This window comes from Mycolicibacterium wolinskyi str. Jessa 2025, from assembly GCF_049241375.1.
Classification (GTDB): Bacteria; Actinomycetota; Actinomycetes; order Mycobacteriales; family Mycobacteriaceae; genus Mycobacterium; species Mycobacterium wolinskyi.
This window is the reverse complement of sequence record NZ_CP185960.1, coordinates 6,222,686-6,244,865: the sequence shown is the minus strand read 5'-3', so window position 1 is coordinate 6,244,865 and position 22,180 is coordinate 6,222,686. Positions and strand designations below refer to the sequence as shown.

Below are 22,180 nucleotides of genomic sequence, written 5' to 3'. Positions count from 1 at the left end.
GCTGCATGCTCGGAGTCATCGGCGGTAGCGGTTTCTATTCGTTCTTCGGGTCCGACGCCAGGACCATCAACCTCGACACCCCCTACGGCGTACCGAGCGCACCGGTCACCGTCGGCACGGTGGGCGAGCACGAGGTGGCGTTTCTGCCTCGACACGGGGTGAAGCACGAGTACTCACCGCACACCGTGCCTTACCGCGCCAACATGTGGGCGTTGCGTGCGCTCGGGGTGCGGCGGATCTTCGGCCCGTGCGCGGTCGGCAGTCTGACCGCCGAGCTCGGCCCGGGCGCGATGGTGGTGCCCGACCAACTCGTCGACCGCACCAGGGGCCGCAGCGACACGTATTTCGACTCCGGGGGCATCCACGTCGGGTTCGCCGATCCGTACTGCCCGTCGTTGCGCGCTGCCGCGGCCGGGCTGCCCGATGTCGTCGACGGCGGCACGATGGTGGTGATCCAGGGGCCGCGGTTCTCCACCCGCGCGGAGAGCCGCTGGTTCGCGAGCCAGGGCTTCACGTTGGTGAACATGACCGGATATCCCGAGGCTGTTCTCGCTCGCGAACTCGAGATGTGTTATGCATCAATCGCTTTGGTCACCGATCTGGATGCGGGTATCGAGGCCGGTTCGGGTGTGACGACTGTCGATGTGTTCGCCGAGTTCGAACGCAACATGGTGCCGTTCAAGAAGCTCGTGCACGAGGCGCTGGAGGCGGTCGAGGTCGAGCGCACGTGCACGCACTGCCTGGCCCACGACGGTGTGAAGCTGCCGTTCGAGTTGCCGTGAGAGTTCTGCTGACGGGTGCGGCCGGGTTCATCGGAACCCGTATCGCCGCCGCGCTGCGGACCGCCGGGCATGAGGTGATCGCGGTCGACGCGATGCTGGCCGCGGCTCATCGTGCCGGCACCGAGCCGCCCGACGATTGTCAGGTGGTCGACATCCGCGACGCCACCGCGCTGGCCCCGCTGCTGGAGGGCGTCGATGTCGTGTGCCACCAGGCCGCGGTGGTGGGCGCCGGGGTGAATGCGGCCGACGCGCCGTCCTACGCCAGCCACAATGACTTCGGCACCGCAGTGCTGCTCGCCGAGATGTTCGAAACCGGTTGCGCGCGACTGGTGTTGGCGTCGTCGATGGTCGTCTACGGGCAGGGCGGCTACGACTGCCCCGAGCACGGCCCGGTCGAACCACTGCCGCGGTCACGCACGGATCTGGACAACGGCGTGTTCGAACATCGTTGCCCCGTCGGCGGGGAACCGTTGCGGTGGCGGCTGGTCGGCGAGGACGCCCCGCTGCGCCCGCGCAGTCTCTACGCGGCGAGCAAGACCGCGCAGGAACACTACGCGCTGGCCTGGTCGGATGCCGCCCGCGCATCGGTCGTCGCGTTGCGTTACCACAACGTGTACGGCCCGGGGATGCCGCGCGACACGCCGTATTCGGGGGTGGCCGCGATCTTCCGATCGGAGCTGGAATCCGGCGACGTGCCAAGGGTTTTCGAAGACGGCGGGCAGATGCGTGATTTCGTCCACGTCGACGACGTCGCGGCGGCGAACGTTGCCGCGGTCGAGGCCACCATGGACGGGTTCAACGCGTTCAACGTGTGCTCGGGCCGGCCGATCTCGATCATGGAGGTGGCCACACAACTGTGTGAGGTGCGTGGCGCGCCCGCACCCGTCGTCACCGGCCAGTACCGCACCGGCGACGTCCGCCACATCGTGGCCGATCCGGCACGCGCCGCCGAAGTCCTCGGCTTCCGGGCCGCAGTGGATCCCCGTGACGGGCTGACGGAGTTCGCGTTCGCCCCGCTGCGCGGTTAGCGCCGAGTGAACAGCACGCCGCGGGTGGAGGAATGTTTCTCCACCGCTCCGTTCTCGCGCACTCGAGTGACGACGGCGCGGGTAGGCAATGAGTATGGACCTCAAGCGATTCAGCGTCGCGACCTTCAACCTGTTCAATCTGCAGGATGCGGGCAAGGAGATGCACCACGGCGCCGTATGGACCGACGAGCAGTTCAAGAAGAAGGCGTGGTGGACGGCGTGGCAGCTGGAAACGCTGGACCCCGACATCGTCGGCTTGCAGGAACTCTGGAGCAAAACGGCGCTGGAGAAGGTGCTGGCCGCCGGTAGCGGCGTGTTGAAAGACCGCTACGACGTGCTGGCCAAACCGGCGACCGGCAAGAAGATCGTCTGTGCCGCGCTGGTGCGCAAGGGATTGCTCAAGGGCGAACCCCGTTGGGAGGACAAGTTTCCCGACGCGGTGAAGCTACAGTCCTCCGACGACGCGAACGATCCGCAGGCCCCACGCATCAACGTGACCATCAACCGGTTCTCCCGGCCGGTGCTGAACTTTCAGGTCCAGCTGCGCGACGACGAACCGGCCACCGAAATCTATGTCGTGCATCTGAAGTCCAAGTTGCCGACGGCGATCAGCGGTGAAGCCTGGTTCGATGCCGACCCGGACGTCTACCGCCCTCACCAGACCGTATTGGGGCAGGCGATCTCGACCATTCGCCGGACGGCGGAAGCCACCGCGGTGCGGGTGATGCTCACGTCTGTCATGAAGGACTCCACGACTCCGGTGATCGTGCTGGGCGACATCAATGACGGCCAGCACAGCAATACCGCGAACATCCTGACCGAACAGCCCCGGTATCTCGTGGGCGAGGCAGTCGGCGGCGCGGACGTCGGCCTCTACACCGCCCAGACGTTGCAGGAGTACCGCGACACCCGCGACGTCTACTACACGCACGTGCACCAGGATCTGCGTGAATCGCTCGACCACGTCCTCGTCAGCGAGCAGTTCTACGACAACAGCCGCAAGCGCCGCTGGTTGTTCGACGGTCTGGTGATCAACAACGATCACCTCAACTTCGACAATCAGAAGGATGTCGGCACCGGAGATCACGGCGTGGTGAAGGTAAGTTTCAAGCATGACCCCGCCTGAGGTGCGGCCGCGGGGCTGATGCGCCGGTGGCTCGCGGTCGTCGCTATCGTCGCGCTCGTGACGACTGGCCTGCTCGCCGTGCTGTTTTCCGCGCAGCGGTGGTTCATCTACTTCCCGTCGCCCGGCCCGGTCCCGTCCGCCGCGACGGTGTTGCCGGGCGGCCAGGATGTCGAGCTGACCACCGCCGACGGAAAACGATTGGGAGCCTGGTACCTCCCGGGCCCGGCGCGGTCGGCGGTGCTGGTGTTCAACGGCAATGGCGGCGACCGGTCGATGCGCGCGCCATTGGCCGTCGCCCTCAACCGGATGGGGCTTTCGGTGCTGCTGTTCGACTATCGCGGCTACGGCGGCAACCCGGGCCGCCCGACCGAGGACGGGCTGGCCGCCGACGCGCGGGCCGCGCACGAATGGTTGACGGCCCAGCCGGGTGTCGACCGAGTCGCCTACTTCGGTGAATCTCTGGGCGCGGCGGTGGCGCTCGGGCTTGCGGTCGAAAAGCCGCCGACCGCGTTGGTGTTGCGATCGCCGTTCACCTCGCTCGGCGATGTCGCAGCAGTCCACTACCGATGGCTGCCGGTGCGGCGCCTTCTGCTGGACCGCTATCCGTCGATCGAGCGGATCCCGTCACTGGCGGCACCGCTGCTGGTCATCGCCGGCGATCACGATGACATCGTGCCGACCGCGCTGAGCAGGCAGCTGTACGAGGCTGCGCCCCAACCCAAGCGTTGGGTCCTGGTGCCGGGAGCCGGTCACAACGACCCCGAGTTGCTCGACGGGCACCGGATGGTAGGTGAGATCGAGCGGTTCTTGTCGGCGTCGGGTTTGAACTAGATCCGCCGACGCCGAAGGCGTATCCGCACCTATCGGTCCAGGCGGATCTCAGTCTGGTACTTCCGGCCTGTATGCGGCTCGTCAGGGTGCCACATTGCCGTCGACTTCGTTCAGTGACTCGTCGCGAGTCTCCGGTGCCCATGCCCAGCAGGTGAATCCACCGATCGCCAGGACGACGACACATCCGATGAGCGCGACATTGACGTTGTACTGCGCGACGACGATCGGCAACAGGAAGGTGCTGACTGCTGACCCGATCCGACTGGCCGCAACGGCGATCCCGACCCCGGACGCCCGCAGATCGGTGGGAAACAGCTCTGGCGGATAGACGAACTCCAGGTTCACTGCGGCGGCGAGTACGAGTGCGAAAAGGGCGAACAGGGCGACCTTCACCGCGGAGTTGGTGTCAGAAAAAATGACGAGCGCGGCCAGTAGACCGGCACCCACGAAGAATGTTCCGATCAAGAACGAACGCCGTGTGATCCGATCGATCACCAGAAGTCCAAGAACCGCGCCGACGAGCAGGAAGATGTTGTAGGCGGCGCCTGCACCCAGTTTGCTCGTAACCCCGAGCGACTCCATCACCTGAGGCGAGAACGTCCCGAGTGCGAAGAATGGGATGACTTGGCAGATATAGAACAAGGCTCCCACCATGGTGCGCTTGCGGTACTTCGGCGTGAACAGGGCGCTGATATTTCGTCGCGGTGGATTCGGCTCGATCGCGGGTGGGCGAACATTGGCACCGAGATGGCGCGAGACGACGGCGGCGGCCTCCGCGGTGCGCCCGTGCTGGGTGAGCCACAGGGGAGATTCGGGGACGCCGAGTCGGAAGCCGAGGATAAGCAGTGCGGGCACTGCGCTTGCGGCGAGCATGTATCGCCAGGATTCGCCTTCGATATTCGTCAGCAGGAAGCCGACGAGGTAAGCGGCGACGTAACCGCCGGCCCAGGCGACTGCGAGCAGGCTCATCAGTCTGCCGCGAAAACGGCGGGGGGCGTGCTCGGTGACGAGGGACTTGCTGACCACGTAGTCGGCGCCGAGCACCACGCCGATCAGCAAGCGCAGAGCCAACAGTTGGGACGGTGACTCGATGAAGAACTGGACTGCCGACAATGCCGCGAAGACGAGCATGTCCCAGGCAAAGATATGCCGGCGCCCGAGGCGGTCCGCGATCGGACCGGTGACAACGGCGCCGAGAAACAGGCCGGCCAGGGTCGCGGCGCCGAGGAGGCCGATCCACAAGGGCGTCAATCCCAGGGCGCCGGTGGCCGAAGTGATGACGATCCCGATGATGCCGAGGATGAAACCGTCGCTGAATTGTCCGCCGGTGCCTGCGATCGTCACGCGGATCTGGAAACGGGTGAGTGGCGCATCCTCGTAGTCGACAAGCCGAACCGTTTGTGCCGCAACGTCAGACATGTCGATCTCCATTCAGTCCGCTGGTGGAGAGGTCGTTGTTGCGGTACCGGAGCGTCGCGGCGTCATACCCCCTGGCTGCGGCGAGTGTCACCCAACTGTCGAGGGCGGCGGATAGGTTTTCTTCTCGGCGTTGGCCGTCCCAACTGATTCCGCTGATGCAGCGGCGAGCGAAAGTTGTTGCCGCGGCTGCAAGGTCATCGAAGATGGTGATGAGAGCGTCGATGATCACCGGCTCCATCACGTTGAGCTCGAGTTCACCTGCAGCGACGGCGAATTCCACCGTGTGGGCCGCACCGCGGATGCGATAACTGAGTTGCATCACGTACTCCGGGATCGCCGGGTTGACTTTCGCCGGCATGATCGACGAACCAGCCTGCACCGCAGGGATGTTCAGATCGCCCAGTCCACCCGCCGGGCCGGACGAGAGCAACCGGATGTCGGCGGCTACCTTGGCCATCGTCAGCCCGGCACGGGCCCCGGCGGCGGCCACCGCTGCATACGGGTCCAGGTGCGCGAGGGCGTCGAAGGGATCCACGGCCGGCTCCAGCTGCCGGCCGGTGAGGGAGACGAGTTCGCCGATGGCGAGTTCCCGATAGCCGTCGGGCGCGCCCACGCCCGTTCCGATCGCGGTCGCCCCCAGCGGTACGGAACTCATGGCTGCGGTTGCCGAGCGAAGGTCCTCGCAGGTGCGGCGGATCGCCGCGGCTTGTGCCCGGTGTGATTGGCCGGCGGTCAGGGTGACCGCGTCTCGCAGGCATGTGCGTCCCAGGTGGGGGGTGACATCGAATTCGGCGGCCTTGTCATCCAGGGCGCGCGCCAGCTCGTCGAGCGCCTGCACAGGGTGCTCGACCAGGTCGAGCACCGTCAAAGCCATCGCTGTGGGATATGTGTCGTTGGTGGATTGGGATGCGTTGACGTGGTCGTTCGGATGCACTTCCGTACCGGCCAGCTGGCTGGCACGGGCTGCGATGACCTCGTTGACGTTCATATTTGTCGTCGTGCCACCGCCGCCGAGAAGCAGCGCCGACGGGAACTGGTCCGCATGATGCCCGGCGGCGACTTCCTCGCAGGCTGCGACGATGCCGTCACGTTGCGCGGAGGCCAGTACGCCGAGGGAGTGGTTCGCCTGTGCGGCGGCGAGTTTCACCAGGGCATAGTTGCGCACGAACGCCAGCACGTCGCCGAACGTGCGGCCCGGCGCAGTGAAATTCGCCAGTGCCAGAATCGTCTGCTGCCCGTACAGCGGTTGATCCGCCTTCGGTGTCTGGTCGGTTGACGGCATTGAGTTCGACTCCTCCCGAGTGACGCGGCCCACAATCGCTGTGGCCTGTGCGGGACGACGTTATGCAGCCAAGGCACTGCTGCATACAATCCGTGCTATGGCAGCAACACTGAGACTTGGTTATCTGCGGTATTTCACGCTTGGGGTCAGAATGGTGTTGTTGTGAGAGCAACAGGTGTTTACTCGTATGAGTGACTCGGGCCCGGAGAGAGTGGCGGCCCTGATACGCGCGTTCGGTCACGGTGACGGACCCAACGTCGAGCACACCGTCAGTGACCTCGCCCGCGCTGTCGGACGTGAACGCAGTCAGGTCTCGCGGATGCTCAAAGCACTCGAAAGGGGCGGGCTTGTCGAGCAGAACGCAGAGTCGAAGGCCTACCGACTGGGCTGGGCGCTGCTGGTCCTCGCCGCGGGCGCGGGAGACACGCCTCTGCTGCGGGCCGCCCGGCCAGTCCTGCAGACGCTGGTCGCACGGACCAGCGAAGTGGCGCTGCTATCCGTGCAGCAAGGCAACAGATCGCTGACGGTCTTGCGGGAAGAGTCGCACCAGTCGCTCCGGGCAGGGGGATGGGTCGGACGCAGTTCGCCGATGCACTGCTCTGCTTCAGGACGGGCGTTGTTGTTCGACAGCGACGACGCCTTGGTGGCCGACCTCACCGCCGACGATCTCACGAGTCCGATCTCCACGCGCGAAGCGCCGAAGGATCTCGACGAGCTGCTCGAAAGGCTGCGCATCGAGCGTGGCCGGGGCTATGCGGTCGCCAGCGAAGAGCTTGAGATCGGGCTCACCTCGGTGAGCACCCCGGTCCGCGACCCCAACGACACACTGGTTGCCGTCATCAATGTTTCTGGCCCGACCTCCCGGCTCATTCACCGGGTGGACGACATCGCCAAGCTCCTGCTCACGGCGAGTGTGGCGATCAAGCGAAACCTTGAATCCACGCGGCCGCCGGTTCCGCGACGACGTCGATAAAAAACCGAATACGTACTCGCGTCTCGATGAACGAATACGGTCGATACTGACGGGGTGAAACCCGCGATCTGTGAGCAGTTCGGTATCGACTTTCCGCTCTTCGCCTTCAGCCATTGCCGTGATGTGGTGGCCGCGGTGACGAATGCCGGTGGCTTCGGTGTCCTCGGCGCCACCGCCTACACCCCCGAACAACTCGACCGGGAGTTGTCCTGGATCGACGAGCAGGTCGGTGGCAAGCCGTACGGCGCCGACATCATCGTGCCGGCGAAGTTCGAAGGCAAAGGGGAGAACCTGTCTCGCGGTGAGCTCGTCGACCGGATTCCCGCCGAGTACCGCGAGTTCGTCACCCAACTGCTCGTCGACCACGGCATCGAACCGGAGGCCAAGCAGCGGACGGGTGGGTCGATGCTGTCCGGTGACACCGGCGCCGAACTGTTGCAGGTGGCGATGAGCCATCCGATCAAGCTGATCGCCAACGCACTCGGGGTGCCGCCGGATTACATGATCGAAGCCGGTCGTGAGCACGGGGTTCCGGTCGCGGCCCTCGTGGGTGCGCGTGAGCACGCCGTCAAACAGGTGCAGGCCGGTGTCGACCTCATCATCGCGCAGGGCACCGAGGCCGGTGGGCACTGCGGCGAGGTGACGACGATTGTGCTGATCCCCGAAGTGATCGAGGCCATCGACGGCGCGGTGCCGGTCCTGGCTGCGGGCGGCATCGTCACCGGCAGGCAGATGGCGGCAGCGGTGGCGCTGGGCGCTGCCGGGGCGTGGACCGGATCGGTGTGGCTGACCACCGAGGAGGCCGAAACCGCGCCGCACACCGTGCAGAAGATGCTGGCCGCCACGTCCCGCGACACCGTGCGTTCGGCCGGGCGCACCGGAAAACCTGCGCGCCAGCTCGTTTCGGAATGGACCGACGCCTGGCTGCCGAATCAGGGCGGGCGTCAACCGTTGCCGCTGCCGCTGCAGAACATGTTGGCCGAACCGGTGATCCGGCGCGTCGACGTGCTTGCCGCACAAGGGCATCCGGGAGCTCAGGCGCTGGCCACCTACTTCGTCGGCCAGGGCGTGGGTCTGATGAACAAGGTCAAGCCGGCTCGTGAGGTCGTGCGCGAGTTCATCGAGGACTACCTGGCCGCGACCGAACGGCTGAGCAACTCGCTGCCGGACTGACGCGCGCGGTCTGTGAGCGCGACGCGCACGCTAGGCCGCCAAGGGCAGCCGCACCTCGAACCGCGCACCGGTGTCGAGATTGCGGGCCGACAGTGATCCGCCGTGTGCGTGTACCAGGCCCGCGGCGATCGCCAGACCCAGGCCCGACCCGCTGGGCAGCGATGAATCCGCGCGTGGCACACGGCCGTTCGACCCGCGGTAGGCCACATCGAAAACCCGTGGCAGGTCGGCCTCGTCGATGCCGACACCGGTGTCGTCGACCCGGGCCCATGCCGTGCCGTCATCGGATCCCACGGTCAGGGTGACACTGCCGCCCTCCGGAGTGTGTGCGATGGCATTGGCCACGAGATTCGACAGCACGCGAACCAGGGCGCGGTCGCTGCCGAAGACGTGGACCGCGCTGTCGGGCAGCCCGGCGGTCAACTGAACGCCCGCGCGCTGTGCCGGTATCCGGTGGGCGGCCAACACATCGTCGACCACCTCGTCGAGGGCCACTTGCTCGCGTGTGGGCTGGACCGCGCCGGCGTTGATCTTCGACATCTCGAACAGGTCGTCGACCATTTCGGACAGCCGGATCGATTCCTGTTCAATGTGTTTCGCTTGGACGCGGACCTCGTCGTCGGTGACGACGCCGTCGGCGATGGCCTCGGACACCGCACGGATGCCGGCGAGCGGCGTGCGCAGATCATGGCTGACGAACGCGACCAGTCGGCGCCGCGACTGTTCGGCGGCTCGTTCCGAATCGCGGATCTCCTGCTCCCACACCGTGCGCCGGGCCTGATAGCGGGCCAGCATGACGGCCGCGGGGATCGTCACCACCGACACGATCACGAGCACTACGGCGATCCGCTCGAAGTTCTCGGTGATCATGAAGCCGCTGGCGCCGATGACACCGGCGAACGTCGCCAGCGTCGGGATCAACACGAGCGCCACCATGCTGACGGCAAGCGACCAGGTCCGCGCCAGCCGGATGATGATCGCCCCGGCCACGACCACCGGAACCGAACACGCCAGCGCCCACCCGACGATCTCCCAGAAGTCGGTCACGAGCTGCTCCACAGATAGCCCCGGCCCCACACCGTCTGCACCCGGTGGTGGTCGCCGAGCTTGGCGCGCAGCCGTTTGACGTGGACGGTGACGGTGGACAGATCGCCGAAGTCCCACCGCCACACGCGCTTGAGCAGGTCTTCGCGGGTGAACACGGTGTCGGTGTGCGTCAGGAAGAACACCAGCAGATCGAACTCGCGGTTGGTCAGGTTGATCGCTTGCCCGCCCACGGTGACCGAGCGGGCCGCCGTCGACACGTTGAGCTCGCCCACCGCGAGTTCCATTGGCACAGGCGCGGTCGAACCCGTCGTCCGGCGCAGCACCGACCGAACCCGCAACGCCAGCTCACGCGGGCTGAACGGTTTGGTCAGATAGTCGTCGGCACCGGCTTCGAGGCCGGCGATGCGGTCGTCCTCCTCGCCGAGTGCGGTCAGCAGGATCACCGGCATGCTGTAGTCGCCGTGCCTGCGGAGTTCGCGGCACAGCGACAGCCCGTCCGACCCGGGCATCATCACGTCGAGCACTGCGACGTCGATGCGCTCGCTACCGAGTAACCGCAACGCCTCGGTCCCGTCCTCGGCGATCGAGACGTCCAGGCCGTCACGCTCCAGGTACCGGCGCACGACATCGCGCACGACGGTGTCGTCGTCGGCGATCAGCACGCGGGTCATAACCATCGAGGCTAGCCGCGCGGGGCCGCTACCAGCGCCGGTGTCACGGTTTCGTCACCGCTTGCCCATGGTGCCCGACGCCGGTTGCGGCTTACGGTCGCTGACATGGCCCGCCAACCGGCCCAGGTGACCGTCGTGCTGCCCTGCCTCGACGAGGAGCAGTCCCTTCCCGGGGTGTTGGCCGCCATACCCAGCGGGTATCAGGCTCTCGTGGTCGACAACAACAGCATCGACGACACCGCGGCCGTGGCCCGGCGACACGGTGCTGCAGTGGTGTCCGAACCCCGGCCCGGCTACGGATCGGCGGTGCACGCCGGCGTGGTCGCGGCGACGACGCCGATCGTGGCGGTCCTCGACGCCGACGGATCGCTCGACCCGGGTGAGTTGCCCGCGTTGGTCGCCGAACTCGACCGCGGTGCGGACCTGGTGATCGGCCGCCGCCGGGCGGTGCGTGGCCTGCGCTGGCCCTGGCATGCCCGGCTCGGAACGGCCGCGGTCTGCTGGCGCCTGCGGCAGCGGTACCACCTGCCGGTCCACGACATCGCGCCGATGCGGGTGGCCCGCCGCGATGCGCTGCTGAGCCTCGGCGTGACCGATCGTAGGTCGGGGTATCCGCTGGAGTTGCTGGTGCGAGCAGCGCAAGCGCGGTGGCGGGTGGTCGAACGGGATGTCGCATACGGTCCCCGCACCGGCGGCAAGTCGAAGGTGAGCGGTTCGATACGCGGCAGTCTCATTGCCGCGCTGGATTTTTGGCGGGCGATATGACTCTGCCGGTCACCATTCTGGTCGTCGCGAAGGCCCCGGTTCCCGGGGTGGCCAAGACCAGGTTGGCGGCGGGCGTCGGTGCCGAGGCGGCCGCCGACATCGCGGCGGCCGCGCTGCTCGACACGCTCGACGCGGTGGCGCGTGCCCCGGTATCGCGGCGCGTGGTGGCGTTGACCGGAGATCTGGGACAGGCTCGCCGGGAAGACGAGATCAAAAGGCGGTTGGACGATTTCATCGTCGTGGCGCAACGCGGCGACGGCTTCGCCGAGCGGTTGGTCCATGCCCATGAGGACGCCGCATGCCACGGAGTCCCCGTGCTGCAGATCGGTATGGACACCCCGCAGATCAGCGCCGGGCTGCTCGCCGACTGTGCCCAGGCGTTGATGGATACCGATGCGGTACTCGGTATGGCGTTCGACGGCGGGTGGTGGGTCCTGGGTGTGCACGAGGCGACGACGGCGGCGTGCCTCGGGACGGTGCCGATGTCGCGTCCGGATACCGGCGCTGTAACGCTCGCCGCGTTACGCGGCACTGGGATAGCCGTGAACCTTGTCACCGAACTCGCAGACGTCGACACGCTCGCGGATATCGACGTGGTGCGTAACGCCTGCGCGCCGGACAGCCGATTCTCCTGCGCCACCCGTGCGGCAGGGGTGTGACGTGCACGGCCACCTCTACGACCAGGCGCTCGACGGCGAGCAGTGCTGGATACGCCACGACGACGGCCGGGTGCAACGGTTGCCCGTACACCGCTGGCTGGGCGGGGCACACACCGATCTCCACTTCGACCGCGTCATCGTTAACCTGTGCACCGGCCCGACCATCGACTTGGGTTGCGGCCCAGGGCGTCTGGTCGCCGATCTGGTGCGGCGCGGAGTACCTGCCCTGGGCGTCGACCAGTCGGCCGCCGCCGTCGCGATGGCCCGCAGCAGCGGCGCTCCGGTGCTGTGCCGCGACCTGTTCGGGCCGCTGCCGGGAACCGGGCGCTGGCACACCGCGCTGCTCGCGGACGGCAATATCGGGTTGGGCGGCGATCCGTGGCGCGTACTGCAACGGGCGGGTGAGCTGCTGCGCCGCGGCGGCGAATGCCTGGCCGAATTCGACCCGGCGACAACCGGAATCGAGTCCTGCTGGGTGCGGTTGGAGACCGTCCGGTCCGTCGGGCCGTGGTTCCGGTGGGCTTCGGTGGGGCTGGACTGTGCGGCCCGCATCGCGGCCGACGTGGGCCTGGTGCTCGGAGCCGTCCACCCGATCGGCGACCGTGTCATCGCGAGCCTGGTGGCGCGGTGACCACGCTGCGTGGCACCGCGGTCACCGCCCGGGTCGGCGTCGCATTGGGTGTCGCGGTGGCCGTGTGTTTCGTGACCGGGCTCATCAGCCACTTCATCCAACATCCACAACCATGGTTCTACTGGCCAACCCGCCCGGTCGGGCTGTACCGCTTCACACAAGGCCTGCATGTCATCTCGGGCATCGCGGCCATCCCGCTCATCGTGGTCAAGCTGTGGTCGGTGTGGCCCAAGCTGTTCGAACGCCCACTGATCGGCGGACCGGTTCGGCAACTCGAGCGGGCATCCATCCTCGTGCTGGTGGGTTCGATGCTGTTTCAGCTGTCGACCGGCCTGCTGAACACCGCGCAGTGGTACGCGTTCGAATTCTTCTTCACCACCAGTCATTACGCGATGGCCTACGTGGCCGCAGGTGCCGTCCTGGTACACATCGCGGTCAAACTTCCGGTGATCCGACGCGCCCTCGGGGAACCGCTCGACGAGGGACCCACCGCTCAACTCACCGGCCCCACGAGGCGCACCGTGCTGCGTGGCACCTGGCTGGCGGTGACGCTCGCGACCGTGGTGACCGCCGGCCAGACGATTCCGCTGCTGCGCCGCGTTTCCGTACTCGCGCCGCGTTCCGGCCAAGGGCCCCAGGGTGTCCCGGTGAACCGTTCGGCAGCCGCCGCCGGCGTCGTACGCAGCGCCCGCTCAGCGCAGTACCGGCTGACCGTCACCAACGGTCCGGTGAAACGCGAGTTCACCGTCGATGACCTCCGCGCGATGCCGCAGGCCACACATCGGTTGCCGATCGCGTGCGTGGAAGGGTGGAGTGCGGACGCCGAATGGACCGGCGTCGCGCTGGCCGATCTCGTCGCCGCGGTAGGGGGTTCATCCGACAGCGACGTCCGGATGATCTCCCTCGAGCCACCGGGACCGTACTCCCGCACGACGCTTCCTGCCCGTCATGCCCGCGATGCGCAGACGCTGATTGCGTTGCGGCTCAACGGTGAGACCCTCGACCTCGACCACGGCTACCCGTGCCGGCTCATCGCCCCGACCCGGCCCGGCGTGTTACAGACCAAATGGCTGTCGCGAATCGAGGTGGTGGGGTGATCGTGACGCGGATTGTGCTGGGCCTGGCCGGCATCGCCGTCGCCGGTTACGGTGCAGTGCTGCTGTGGGACAACCCGCCCGTGATCATCACGCGGATCCTGGTGTGGGCGGTGGTCGGCGTGGCGGTGCACGATCTGGTGTTCGCTCCGGTATGTGCTGCGCTCGGACTGGCCGGCCGACGCCTACTGCCGGTCGGTTGGCAGTCCCCGGTCGCGGTGGCCGGATTGTGCAGTGTGGTGCTTGTGCTCTTGGCCATCCCCGTGTACGGCAAGCCTGGTCTGCGCCCGGACAATCCGACGGTGCTCGATCGTGACTACCCACTCGGGCTGTGGATCTCGCTGGCAGTGGTCTGGCTGTGCGTGCCCGCTTACTACGCGGCGACGCGCCGGTTACCAGTTCGTCAGGATAACGTGGTTGAGCACGAGCGCGCCGATGACGTTGAGCGACAACCACCCGCGGTGTGACCGCGGTGGCAGCAGCGCCCCCGCGGCGGTGAGCCACACGGTGAAGGGAAGCCAAATCCGTTCGGTTTCCGCCTTGCTGAGCATGCTGAGATCGGCGAACGCAATGGCCAGCAACGCGCCGATCAGCAACACCACCAGACCCGACCGCCGGCGGATCGCTGTGACGTCGAAAACCCGGCCGATACCGGCCACACTGCCAAGGCCGACGGCACACACCACCGAGGCCAGGTTCGCCCACGACCAGTATTGGAATGGCCGGTCGTTGGCGATGCCCTGCCAGTAGCGTTCCTGGACCAGGGTGTAGCCGTCGTACCACCAGAAGCCTGCGACGACGAACACGGCCACGACCGCGAGTGCGGCGAGGACGGCCGGGATGAGTACGCGGAGCGCTGCCCGCAAATTGGCGGCGGTCACGAGCACTGCGAGCGCGGGCAGTGCCATGAGCACCAGGCCGTAATTGAGGAATATGCCCCAGCCGAGCAGCAGCCCGGATCCGACGGCGGTCAGCGTCGTCCACCGCGTCGAACCACTGACGGCGAGCGCCAACAGGGCAATACCCCAGGCGGCCACCCCGGCGAAGTAGCCGTCGGCCGACACCGCGATCCAGATCGCCGTCGGTGCCACCGCGACGAACGGCGCGGCCAGTCTCGCGGTGTGTTCGTCGGCCAGCGCGCGGACGGCCACGATGATCGCCGCCGCCGCGCTGGAACCGACCAGCAGACACAACAATCCGGCCCAGGCCCCACCGCCCAGCCCGATCCGGTCGAGCCAGACGAACGTCAGCAGCGCGCCCGGAGGGTGACCCGATACATGGGTTATCCACGAATCCGGCTGGAAATCCAGGATTCTGCTGGAGAACGTCCGTACCGCCTCGGGTATGTCGGTGACCGTCGGCACCTGCCGCAGGTACTCGTGCCGAGCCGTCAGCCGGCGAATCCCCGCTGCCAGCCGTCGATCATCGCGAGCGAGAACGCCCAGGCACACGATGTCGCCCACGTCGCCAATGTCAAAGTCCGCCATGGCAACCGCTGTGCCACCGTCTGTCCCCACCACACCGTTGCCGCGCCGATGAGGACGGCCGGGACGGTACCCCAGCCGACATGTGTGTTCCACCATCCGAAGATGGGTGCGGTGTCGGCGAAACTGTAGATCTGGCCGGGTGTGCTGTTGATCAACGGCGTGACGATGCCGAGATCGAGGTGGGGCACCACGAACGCCGCGACCACCAGCGTCCCCCCGACGGCTACCGCCACCGTCTCCCGGCGCCCGATCTGCATGGGTTCCACCATATGGGTCGGGCGTGTGGGTGACCCTGACGTTTCGGTGACGGTTGTGGTGGGCACAATGTCGGGCGTGGATGCCGAGCAACTGTTCTGCGGTACGACCCTGGCCCGTCGTATCGAACGTGCTGAGGCACAACTCATCGTCGCAGCCACGGAGGCCGCCAAAGGCCGTGGCGGGGAGGGCCTGGTGCTGCCGGTGGCCGGCGGCTTCGCGTGTTTCGCCGACGCCGGATCGCCGATGAACAAGGTGGTCGGGCTCGGGTTCGACGGGGTGCCGGACGAAGCGGTGCTCGGCGAGATCGAGCGCGCACTGGCCGGCCGGGGCGCGGCAACCCAGGTCGAGCTGTCCAACCTCGCGGACCCGGAAGTCGCCGGACTGCTGACCGGGCGCGGCTATCGGCTCGCCGGTTTCGAAAACGTACTCGGCCGGCCGGTCGGTGCGGAGGACCTTCCGGCCCCCGCCGGCGTCGAGGTCCGGCGCGCCGCCGATGTCGCGGCCTGGGTCGACGTGGTGGTCGACGGCTTCGCGCATCCGGACGCCGAGGGGGTGCCGAGCCATGAGGAGTTTCCCCGCGACGTCATCGAGCGGGCCGAACTCGACATGGAAAAGGCCGGAGCGGCACCGTATATCGCGGTCGTCGACGGGACGGTGGCCGGTGGCGGCGCCGTGCGGTTCACCGACGGCATCGCCCAGTTGTGCGGTGCCGCAACCGCACCGGCCTATCGTCGGCGCGGTGTGCAAACCGCCCTCCTGGCGGCGCGGCTCGCGGATGCTGCCGCCGCGGGCTGCGACATCGCCGTCGTCACCACAGCGCCCGGTTCGAAGTCACAGCAGAACGTGCAGCGGCGCGGGTTCCAATTGCTCTACACCCGAGCGATTCTGGTGAAGGCGGTATAGACAGCCGCTCAGTACAGCATTTTCCGCAAGCTGTCCTCGGTGTAGTAGGCGTCCAGTTCGGCCTGGCTCAGGTCGGGCTTGAAAGCCTTGGCCAGTTGTGCGACCGACGGGACGGCCGTTGGATTCCAGGTCTCTGGCTTCCAGGTGTCCGACCGCAGAAAAGCCTTGGCGCAGTGCCAGAACACCTCTTCGACGGCGATCTCCAACGCCAGGATCGGCCGCTTGTCGCCGACCGCCATGGCGTCGAAATAGTCTGCATCGGAGAGGATCCGCGCGGTCCCGTTGATGCGCAGCGTGTCGCCGCGGCCCGGGATGACGAACACCGTGCCGACGTGCGGACGTTGCAGCACGTTGAGATAGCCGTCGACGCGCTTGTTGCCCGGCCGTTCGGGGATGGCGATCGTGGTGTCGTCGATCACGTGGGCGAAACCGGGCGGGTCGCCCTTGGGGGAGACGTCGACGCGTCCGTGGTCGTCAGTGGTGGCGATGAAGCACAGCGGGGAAGCCGCAAGCCAGTCCTGCTGTACCGCGGAGAGTTGCTTGGTGACCTTGTTGGCAACGTACTTGTTGGGGTGCCCGACGATGGCACGCAGCTCTTCCACGGTTTTCACTTCACGGCCCATGCCTCCATGATGCCTGTCCCCGCAAGGAAATTGTCGGGTGCGGTTACCGGCTCACCGGGACGCTCAGGTCGGCCAGTAGCCGGCGGACGCGTTTCTCGATGTCGTCACGGATCGGCCGCACGGATTCGAGGCCCTGGCCGGCCGGATCGGGAAGTTCCCAGTTCTCGTAGCGCTTGCCGGGGTAGACCGGGCAGGCGTCGCCGCAACCCATCGTGACGACGACGTCGGCGGCCTGGACGATTTCGTCGGTCCACGGCTTGGGGTACTCGCCGGTGATGTCGATGCCGACCTCGTGCATGGCGGCGATCGCGGCAGGATTGATCTCGTTGCCGGGCTCGGAGCCGCCGGACCCGGCGACCGCGTTGTCGCCGGCCAGGTGAGTGAAGAATCCGAGGGCCATCTGGGAGCGGCCGGCGTTGTGCGTGCACAGGAACAGCACGGTGGGTTTGCGGCCGTCAGTCATCTTGATCACTCCGTTCTGGGGGCGGTGCGGCGTCGCCGCAACGCCAAGGACACATACACGAGGGCAACGAGGACCGGTACCTCGATGAGGGGGCCGACGACACCGGCCAGGGCTTGGCCGGAGGTGGCGCCGTAGGTCGCGATCGCCACCGCGATCGCGAGTTCGAAATTGTTCCCCGCGGCTGTGAACGCGAGCGTCGTGGTGCGTTCGTACCCCAGGTCGAGCACGGTGCCGAGCAGGTAACCCCCGCCCCACATGAGCGCGAAGTAGGCGAGCAGGGGCAGCGCGATGCGCGCCACGTCCCACGGGTGGCCGGTGATCTGATCTCCTTGCAGGGCAAAGAGAATCACGATGGTGAAAAGCAGGCCGTAGAGGGCCCACGGCCCGATCCGGGGCAGGAACCTGGACTCGTACCACTCGCGGCCCTTGGTCTTCTCCCCGATGCGGCGCGACAGGTAGCCGGCGACCAGTGGGATGCCCAGGAAGATCAGCACGGACTTGGCGATCTGCCACGGGGAGGTTTCGATGGTCGTCTGCTCGAGGTCCAGCCAGCCGGGCAGCACCGAGAGGTAGAACCAGCCGAGGACGGCGAACATGGCGACCTGAAAAATCGAGTTGAGTGCGACGAGCACGGCGGCGGCTTCGCGATCCCCGCACGCCAGGTCGTTCCAGATGATGACCATCGCGATGCAGCGGGCCAAGCCGACGATGATCAGACCCGTGCGGTACTCGGGCAGGTCGGGCAGCAGCAGCCAGGCCAGTGCGAACATCAGGGCTGGGCCCAGTACCCAGTTCAGCACCAGCGACGACAGCAGTAATCTGCGGTCACCGGTGACGGTGTCGAGGCGGTCGTACCGCACCTTCGCCAGCACCGGGTACATCATGATGAGCAGTCCCAGCGCGATCGGCAGCGAGATACCGTCGATCTCAATGCTTTCCAGCGCGGTGTTCAGTCCAGGGATCCAGCGGCCCAACAGCAGGCCGATGACCATCGCCGCGCCGATCCACACGGGCAGGAAGCGGTCGAGGGTGGACAGCTTGCCGACGACCGCGGGCGCGGCTGTGGCGGTGTCGGTCACGCCGGTACCTCGGCGGGCCCGCCGCAGCACGCCGCGCCGTCGGCTGAGTCGTCGAGCAGTGAAGGGCTCGTGCCGAAGGTCTCGGAGTCGGCGAGCACGGTGTAGACCTCCCATTTCTCGCCGGCCGGGCCCGTCACCCACACCTTGTCCTGGGTGGCGAAGCAACACGTGGTGCCGATCTCCTCGTCGGTGAACAGCCCTTCGTCGGTCAGCCGGGCGATCTCGGCGTGCACCTGCTCGCTGGACTCGACTTCGACGCCGAGGTGGTTGATCGTGCCGCCGTTGCCGGGGTTCTCGAGCAGCACCAGCTTCAACGGTGGCTCGGCGACGGCGAAGTTGGCGTAGCCCGGCTTCACCTTGTTCGGGGTCGTGTTGAACAGCTTGGAGTAGAAGGCGATTGCCTCGTCGAGGTCATCGACATTGAGGGCGAGCTGGACGCGGGACATAGCGGACCTCCGGGCTGATGAGACATATATCGAATTCGGTGCCGAGCTCAGACTGCCACCTTTTTGATATATGTCAAGACTGCTGGCAGGATGGGTTCATGCCGAAAGCGTTGCCCGTGATCGACATGTCCGCCCCGGTGTGTTGCGCGCCGGTCGCGGCGGGCCCGATCAGCGATGAGGACGCCCTTCACGTCGCGATGCGGCTGAAGGCGATCGCCGATCCGGTTCGGGTGAAGATCATGTCCTACCTGTTCAGTTCGGCCGCCGCGGAGGAGACCAGCGGCGACCTGGCGGTGGTGCTCGGCCTGAGTGAATCGACCGTCAGCCACCACCTCGGCCAGCTCCGCAAGGCCGGGCTGGTCATCTCGGATCGCCGCGGCATGAACGTCTTCCACCGGGCACGGCCCGACGCCTTGCGAGCGCTGTGCGTGGTGCTCGACCCGAATTGCTGCACTTAGCCGAATCGTGTGGTGAGCGCGCGGCGGTCGATCTTGCCGATGCCCCGGCGGGGAAGCTCGTCGACGACGTGGATCTCGCGTGGTGCGGCCGTGGCGTCCAGGGTGTGTGCGACGTGGGCTCGTAGGTCTGCGAGCTCGGGGGGTTCGGTGCCTGCGGTCAACACCAGCGCGGCGACGACGCGCTGCCCCAACCGCTCGTCGGCCACGCCGAACACCGCACATTCCGCGATCGCGGGGTGGGTGACCAGAGCCGATTCCACCAGCTGCGGAAGGACCGTGAGACCGCCCGTGCTGATTGCGTCGTCGACGCGGCCCAGTACGCGCAACACCCCTGAATCATCCACGGCACCAAGGTCATCGGTACGAAACCAGCCCGGCTCGGCGAATGGGTCGGGGGTGACGGGGTTGCGGTAACCCTTGGCGATCGTCGCACCGCCCAGCACGATCCGGGAATCCTCCAACCGCACGGCGACGCCCTCGAGCGGCACGCCGTCGTACACGCAGCCGCCCGCGGTCTCACTCATCCCGTAGGTGCGCACCACCGTCACCCCGGCGGCCGCGGCGCGCTCGGCCACACCGGCGGGCATCGGCCCTCCGCCGATCAGCACCGCATCGAGTTCGGCCAATGCCGCGCAGGCCGCCGGGTCGCGCAGGGCCTTGTCGAGCTGCACCGCGACCAATGAGGCGTACCGGCGCCCGGTTCCCAATGCCGCTACCGCCGAGGGCAATTCGGCGGGGTCGAATGCGGGGGAGACGGTGACGGGACTGCTGCCCGCGACGACGCTGCGCACCAGGACCTGAAGCCCCGCCACGTGGTAGGCGGGTAGCGCCAGCAGCCATCGGCCCGGCCCGCCGAGGCGCCGGTGGGTGGCTTCGGCGCTCGCGATCAACGCCCCGCGCGTGAGCAGCGCCCCTTTGGGCGCGCCGGTGGTACCCGACGTCGACACCACCACGGCGACATCGTCGTCGATCGGCTCATCGATGCGTAAAGCCGTTGTCAACAGCGAAGTTTGACGTTCGTCGTCGGCGGGAACCGGAAGGATCGCCGATCCGCGGCCGGCGAGCAGATCGGCGAGGTCGGGCAACAGCGAGTCGCCCGTGACGGGGACCGGGCGCAGGAGGGCTATCGCTGGCCTCCGGCCTGGCTCTCGCCCTCGTCGGGGCGCGGATCGTCCAGCGGCCAGCCTTGCGCGGCCAGGCGCTCGCGCACCCGCTCGATGTCCTCGTCGCGGGGAAGCTCATCGGTGATCTCGGTGATCAGCACACCGATGTCGATGTGGTCGAACTGCCCGCGATCGATGAGGTCCTGTGCGACGGCTTTCACTTCGTCATTGGTGAGACGCCGGGTCAGCAGGGCGAGCAACGGCACCCGGTCGGGGCCGGGTACGCCTTCCGGGTAGCCGGCATTGAGCCAGGCCGCAATTTTGGCCAGAAATGCGTTCACTCGAAAACTCCTGGTGTAGAAGCGCGGGGAGCGGTCATATCGATGTGCCTGGAGCACCGGAGACTGCATAGATCGTAATGCCCGCCGCGAGTGGGGCTCACAGCCAACTCCCAGGCTTTAGCCGTGGCCGCGCACAACTCGGGCGAACATGCGAAATCAGATGGATGAACACTGGATGAACTCATGCCCTGGTCAGCTAAAGCGCCTGGTCAGAAGCCTCATTTAGACAAGCTTCCGGCTAGTCAAAAATGCATCGATGGCCCCAAAATTAGCGCCATGAGCGCAGAGCTGATCATTCTGGTGTTGCTGATAGCAACAGCATTGGCCTTCGATTTCACCAACGGCTTTCACGACACCGGAAACGCGATGGCGACGTCGATCGCCACCGGTGCGCTGAAGCCCAAGACCGCCGTGATCCTGGCGGGCATCCTCAATCTCGTCGGCGCCTTCCTCTCGGTCGAGGTCGCGGTGACGGTGACCACGTCGGTCCTCAAGATCCAGGACAGCAAGACGGGGTCGCTCGTATCCGGCATCGATGCCTCCACGGGCCTGACGATCATCTTCGCCGGCCTGATCGGCGGCATCCTCTGGAACCTGCTGACCTGGCTCTTCGGCATCCCGTCCAGCTCGTCGCACGCGCTCTTCGGCGGGCTGATCGGCGCGGGCCTGGCCGCGATCGGTCTCGCCGGCGTCAACTGGTCGGGTGTCGTCCAGAAGGTCCTCATCCCGGCGGTCGCCGCGCCGTTCATCGCCTGCCTGGTGGCGGCGTGCGGCACCTGGCTGGTCTACCGCATCACCCGCAACGTGCTGAAGAAGCGTCGTGAGGAAGGCTTCCGCTGGGGCCAGATCGCCACCGCCTCACTGGTCGCGCTGTCGCACGGCACCAACGACGCACAGAAGACCATGGGCGTCATCGCGCTCGCGCTCATCACCACCGGCCACCTGACCGGTGACGTGAAGGAGAACGGCCTGCCGTTCTGGATCATCGCGTCCTGCGCGTTGGCCATCGGCCTCGGCACCTACATCGGCGGCTGGCGCGTCATCCGCACCCTGGGCAAGGGCCTGGTCGAGATCGAGTCCCCGCAGGGCCTCGCCGCCGAGGCCTCCTCGGCCGCGATCATCCTGAGCTCCAGCGCCGCCGGTATGGCGCTGTCGACTACCCACGTCGCCACCGGTTCGATCCTGGGCAGCGGTGTCGGGAAGCCCGGCGCCGAGGTGCGCTGGGCCGTGGCCGGGCGCATGGCGATGGCCTGGCTGATCACACTGCCCGCCGCCGGCCTCGTCGGTGCGCTGTCGTTCTGGCTGTCCCACGGCGTCGAGTCGATCACCGGTGCCGCGCTCGCCGGCGACGGTCTGATCTTCCTGATCCTGGTCGGACTCTCGTTCTACATGTGGTGGCGCGCCCAGCAGCAGAAGGTCGACCACAAGAACGTCAACGCCGATTGGGACGACACCACCAACTCGGTCGTGCCCGCAGATGTCCGCGAGGCCACCAAGGCCGACAAAGCCGCCGTCTAGATCACCCCGACATAAGGAAT

The 22,180-nt window shown here is 67.0% G+C and carries 22 protein-coding genes and 2 pseudogenes; 14 read left to right on the top strand and 10 right to left on the bottom strand.

Going from position 1 to position 22,180, the window contains the following annotated elements; translation table 11 throughout:
- The first annotated feature begins 5 nt into the window (after window positions 1-5).
- The 4 genes from ACOI2T_RS30940 to ACOI2T_RS30925 all read left to right on the top strand — a co-directional run bounded on the left by ACOI2T_RS30940 (window position 6) and on the right by ACOI2T_RS30925 (window position 3,767).
- A complete protein-coding gene (locus ACOI2T_RS30940) occupies window positions 6-782 on the top strand; it encodes an S-methyl-5'-thioadenosine phosphorylase (RefSeq protein WP_067849034.1) in 777 nt (258 codons plus the stop codon).
- Complete coding sequence (locus ACOI2T_RS30935; protein ID WP_409502304.1) at window positions 779-1,810, top strand: NAD-dependent epimerase/dehydratase family protein; 1,032 nt, start codon at window positions 779-781, stop codon at window positions 1,808-1,810. Before ACOI2T_RS30940 ends, ACOI2T_RS30935 begins: the two co-directional genes overlap by 4 nt.
- A 94-nt stretch (window positions 1,811-1,904) precedes the next feature.
- Window positions 1,905-2,936 (top strand): endonuclease/exonuclease/phosphatase family protein, encoded by a 1,032-nt coding sequence (locus ACOI2T_RS30930; protein WP_409502303.1) that lies wholly within the window; start codon window positions 1,905-1,907, stop codon window positions 2,934-2,936.
- Between the two features lie 18 nt (window positions 2,937-2,954).
- Window positions 2,955-3,767, top strand: coding sequence for an alpha/beta hydrolase (locus tag ACOI2T_RS30925; RefSeq protein WP_409502302.1), 813 nt, complete (start codon window positions 2,955-2,957; stop codon window positions 3,765-3,767).
- Window positions 3,768-3,848: 81 nt separating this feature from the next.
- Here ACOI2T_RS30925 and ACOI2T_RS30920 read toward each other — a convergent pair whose 3' ends face one another.
- On the bottom strand, window positions 3,849-5,186 hold the full coding sequence (locus tag ACOI2T_RS30920; protein WP_067849558.1) for an MFS transporter: 1,338 nt from the start codon (window positions 5,184-5,186) through the stop codon (window positions 3,849-3,851).
- A complete protein-coding gene (locus ACOI2T_RS30915) occupies window positions 5,179-6,468 on the bottom strand; it encodes a lyase family protein (RefSeq protein WP_409502301.1) in 1,290 nt (429 codons plus the stop codon). Before ACOI2T_RS30915 ends, ACOI2T_RS30920 begins: the two co-directional genes overlap by 8 nt.
- A gap of 187 nt (window positions 6,469-6,655) precedes the next feature.
- Here ACOI2T_RS30915 and ACOI2T_RS30910 point away from each other — a divergent pair, with 187 nt between their 5' ends.
- Window positions 6,656-7,441 carry an IclR family transcriptional regulator gene (locus ACOI2T_RS30910; protein WP_409502300.1) on the top strand — a complete coding sequence of 262 codons (786 nt, stop codon included), beginning with the start codon at window positions 6,656-6,658 and terminating at the stop codon, window positions 7,439-7,441.
- 54 nt (window positions 7,442-7,495) lie between these two features.
- The gene (locus ACOI2T_RS30905) at window positions 7,496-8,614 is read left to right on the top strand and encodes an NAD(P)H-dependent flavin oxidoreductase (RefSeq protein ID WP_409502299.1); all 1,119 of its coding nucleotides are present in this window, start codon (window positions 7,496-7,498) and stop codon (window positions 8,612-8,614) included.
- A gap of 30 nt (window positions 8,615-8,644) precedes the next feature.
- Here ACOI2T_RS30905 and ACOI2T_RS30900 read toward each other — a convergent pair whose 3' ends face one another.
- Window positions 8,645-9,661, bottom strand: coding sequence for a sensor histidine kinase (locus ACOI2T_RS30900; RefSeq protein WP_409502298.1), 1,017 nt, complete (start codon window positions 9,659-9,661; stop codon window positions 8,645-8,647).
- The gene (locus ACOI2T_RS30895; RefSeq protein ID WP_409502297.1) at window positions 9,658-10,332 is read right to left on the bottom strand and encodes a response regulator transcription factor; all 675 of its coding nucleotides are present in this window, start codon (window positions 10,330-10,332) and stop codon (window positions 9,658-9,660) included. Before ACOI2T_RS30895 ends, ACOI2T_RS30900 begins: the two co-directional genes overlap by 4 nt.
- A 105-nt stretch (window positions 10,333-10,437) precedes the next feature.
- Between ACOI2T_RS30895 and ACOI2T_RS30890 the strand changes: the two genes are divergently transcribed.
- From ACOI2T_RS30890 to ACOI2T_RS30870, 5 genes are read left to right on the top strand one after another with little or no spacing between them, the layout of a single operon-like run.
- Window positions 10,438-11,097, top strand: coding sequence for a glycosyltransferase family 2 protein (locus ACOI2T_RS30890; RefSeq protein ID WP_409502296.1), 660 nt, complete (start codon window positions 10,438-10,440; stop codon window positions 11,095-11,097).
- The gene (locus ACOI2T_RS30885; protein ID WP_409502295.1) at window positions 11,094-11,756 is read left to right on the top strand and encodes a TIGR04282 family arsenosugar biosynthesis glycosyltransferase; all 663 of its coding nucleotides are present in this window, start codon (window positions 11,094-11,096) and stop codon (window positions 11,754-11,756) included. The genes ACOI2T_RS30890 and ACOI2T_RS30885 overlap by 4 nt, the downstream gene beginning before the upstream one ends.
- A 1-nt stretch (window position 11,757) precedes the next feature.
- Entirely contained in the window at window positions 11,758-12,387 is a 630-nt protein-coding gene (locus ACOI2T_RS30880) for a class I SAM-dependent methyltransferase (protein WP_409502294.1), read from the top strand.
- A 5-nt stretch (window positions 12,388-12,392) separates the two neighbouring features.
- A complete protein-coding gene (locus tag ACOI2T_RS30875) occupies window positions 12,393-13,484 on the top strand; it encodes a molybdopterin-dependent oxidoreductase (protein WP_409502377.1) in 1,092 nt (363 codons plus the stop codon).
- A 2-nt stretch (window positions 13,485-13,486) separates the two neighbouring features.
- Window positions 13,487-13,948 (top strand): hypothetical protein, encoded by a 462-nt coding sequence (locus tag ACOI2T_RS30870; RefSeq protein ID WP_409502293.1) that lies wholly within the window; start codon window positions 13,487-13,489, stop codon window positions 13,946-13,948.
- Here ACOI2T_RS30870 and ACOI2T_RS30865 read toward each other — a convergent pair.
- Window positions 13,874-15,225: pseudogene (locus ACOI2T_RS30865) on the bottom strand (hypothetical protein). The gene ACOI2T_RS30870 and the pseudogene ACOI2T_RS30865 sit on opposite strands and share 75 nt — an antisense overlap.
- Before the next feature lie 76 nt (window positions 15,226-15,301).
- Here ACOI2T_RS30865 and ACOI2T_RS30860 point away from each other — a divergent pair.
- The gene (locus ACOI2T_RS30860) at window positions 15,302-16,129 is read left to right on the top strand and encodes a GNAT family N-acetyltransferase (protein WP_409502291.1); all 828 of its coding nucleotides are present in this window, start codon (window positions 15,302-15,304) and stop codon (window positions 16,127-16,129) included.
- Between the two features lie 8 nt (window positions 16,130-16,137).
- Here ACOI2T_RS30860 and ACOI2T_RS30855 read toward each other — a convergent pair whose 3' ends face one another.
- The 3 genes and pseudogenes from ACOI2T_RS30855 to ACOI2T_RS30845 all read right to left on the bottom strand — a co-directional run bounded on the left by ACOI2T_RS30855 (window position 16,138) and on the right by ACOI2T_RS30845 (window position 18,740).
- Window positions 16,138-16,752 carry a pyridoxamine 5'-phosphate oxidase family protein gene (locus tag ACOI2T_RS30855; RefSeq protein ID WP_409502290.1) on the bottom strand — a complete coding sequence of 205 codons (615 nt, stop codon included), beginning with the start codon at window positions 16,750-16,752 and terminating at the stop codon, window positions 16,138-16,140.
- A gap of 43 nt (window positions 16,753-16,795) precedes the next feature.
- A pseudogene (gene arsB, locus ACOI2T_RS30850) lies at window positions 16,796-18,294 on the bottom strand (ACR3 family arsenite efflux transporter).
- Window positions 18,291-18,740 carry an ArsI/CadI family heavy metal resistance metalloenzyme gene (locus tag ACOI2T_RS30845; RefSeq protein ID WP_409502289.1) on the bottom strand — a complete coding sequence of 150 codons (450 nt, stop codon included), beginning with the start codon at window positions 18,738-18,740 and terminating at the stop codon, window positions 18,291-18,293. The pseudogene arsB and the gene ACOI2T_RS30845 overlap by 4 nt, the downstream one beginning before the upstream one ends.
- Window positions 18,741-18,838: 98 nt before the next feature.
- Here ACOI2T_RS30845 and ACOI2T_RS30840 point away from each other — a divergent pair, with 98 nt between their 5' ends.
- Window positions 18,839-19,198 (top strand): Rv2640c family ArsR-like transcriptional regulator, encoded by a 360-nt coding sequence (locus ACOI2T_RS30840; RefSeq protein WP_409502288.1) that lies wholly within the window; start codon window positions 18,839-18,841, stop codon window positions 19,196-19,198.
- Here ACOI2T_RS30840 and menE read toward each other — a convergent pair.
- Window positions 19,195-20,286 (bottom strand): o-succinylbenzoate--CoA ligase, encoded by a 1,092-nt coding sequence (gene menE / locus ACOI2T_RS30835; protein ID WP_409502376.1) that lies wholly within the window; start codon window positions 20,284-20,286, stop codon window positions 19,195-19,197. The genes ACOI2T_RS30840 and menE overlap by 4 nt on opposite strands.
- 35 nt (window positions 20,287-20,321) lie before the next feature.
- The gene (locus ACOI2T_RS30830) at window positions 20,322-20,642 is read right to left on the bottom strand and encodes a DUF3349 domain-containing protein (protein ID WP_085147484.1); all 321 of its coding nucleotides are present in this window, start codon (window positions 20,640-20,642) and stop codon (window positions 20,322-20,324) included.
- A gap of 276 nt (window positions 20,643-20,918) precedes the next feature.
- Between ACOI2T_RS30830 and ACOI2T_RS30825 the strand changes: the two genes are divergently transcribed.
- Window positions 20,919-22,160 carry an inorganic phosphate transporter gene (locus ACOI2T_RS30825; RefSeq protein ID WP_085147482.1) on the top strand — a complete coding sequence of 414 codons (1,242 nt, stop codon included), beginning with the start codon at window positions 20,919-20,921 and terminating at the stop codon, window positions 22,158-22,160.
- Window positions 22,161-22,180: the final 20 nt, after the last annotated feature.

What these genes read in the sequence shown, in the direction of transcription:
- ACOI2T_RS30910 (WP_409502300.1), top strand. Translation starts at nt 6,656, where the DNA reads ATGAGTGACTCGGGCCCGGAGAGAGTGGCGGCCCTGATACGCGCGTTC.
- ACOI2T_RS30925 (WP_409502302.1), top strand. Translation starts at nt 2,955, where the DNA reads ATGCGCCGGTGGCTCGCGGTCGTCGCTATCGTCGCGCTCGTGACGACT.
- ACOI2T_RS30845 (WP_409502289.1), bottom strand. Translation starts at nt 18,740, where the DNA reads ATGTCCCGCGTCCAGCTCGCCCTCAATGTCGATGACCTCGACGAGGCA.
- ACOI2T_RS30840 (WP_409502288.1), top strand. Translation starts at nt 18,839, where the DNA reads ATGCCGAAAGCGTTGCCCGTGATCGACATGTCCGCCCCGGTGTGTTGC.
- ACOI2T_RS30890 (WP_409502296.1), top strand. Translation starts at nt 10,438, where the DNA reads ATGGCCCGCCAACCGGCCCAGGTGACCGTCGTGCTGCCCTGCCTCGAC.
- ACOI2T_RS30825 (WP_085147482.1), top strand. Translation starts at nt 20,919, where the DNA reads ATGAGCGCAGAGCTGATCATTCTGGTGTTGCTGATAGCAACAGCATTG.
- ACOI2T_RS30915 (WP_409502301.1), bottom strand. Translation starts at nt 6,468, where the DNA reads ATGCCGTCAACCGACCAGACACCGAAGGCGGATCAACCGCTGTACGGG.
- ACOI2T_RS30855 (WP_409502290.1), bottom strand. Translation starts at nt 16,752, where the DNA reads ATGGGCCGTGAAGTGAAAACCGTGGAAGAGCTGCGTGCCATCGTCGGG.
- ACOI2T_RS30895 (WP_409502297.1), bottom strand. Translation starts at nt 10,332, where the DNA reads ATGACCCGCGTGCTGATCGCCGACGACGACACCGTCGTGCGCGATGTC.
- ACOI2T_RS30920 (WP_067849558.1), bottom strand. Translation starts at nt 5,186, where the DNA reads ATGTCTGACGTTGCGGCACAAACGGTTCGGCTTGTCGACTACGAGGAT.
- ACOI2T_RS30930 (WP_409502303.1), top strand. Translation starts at nt 1,905, where the DNA reads ATGGACCTCAAGCGATTCAGCGTCGCGACCTTCAACCTGTTCAATCTG.
- ACOI2T_RS30885 (WP_409502295.1), top strand. Translation starts at nt 11,094, where the DNA reads ATGACTCTGCCGGTCACCATTCTGGTCGTCGCGAAGGCCCCGGTTCCC.
- ACOI2T_RS30940 (WP_067849034.1), top strand. Translation starts at nt 6, where the DNA reads ATGCTCGGAGTCATCGGCGGTAGCGGTTTCTATTCGTTCTTCGGGTCC.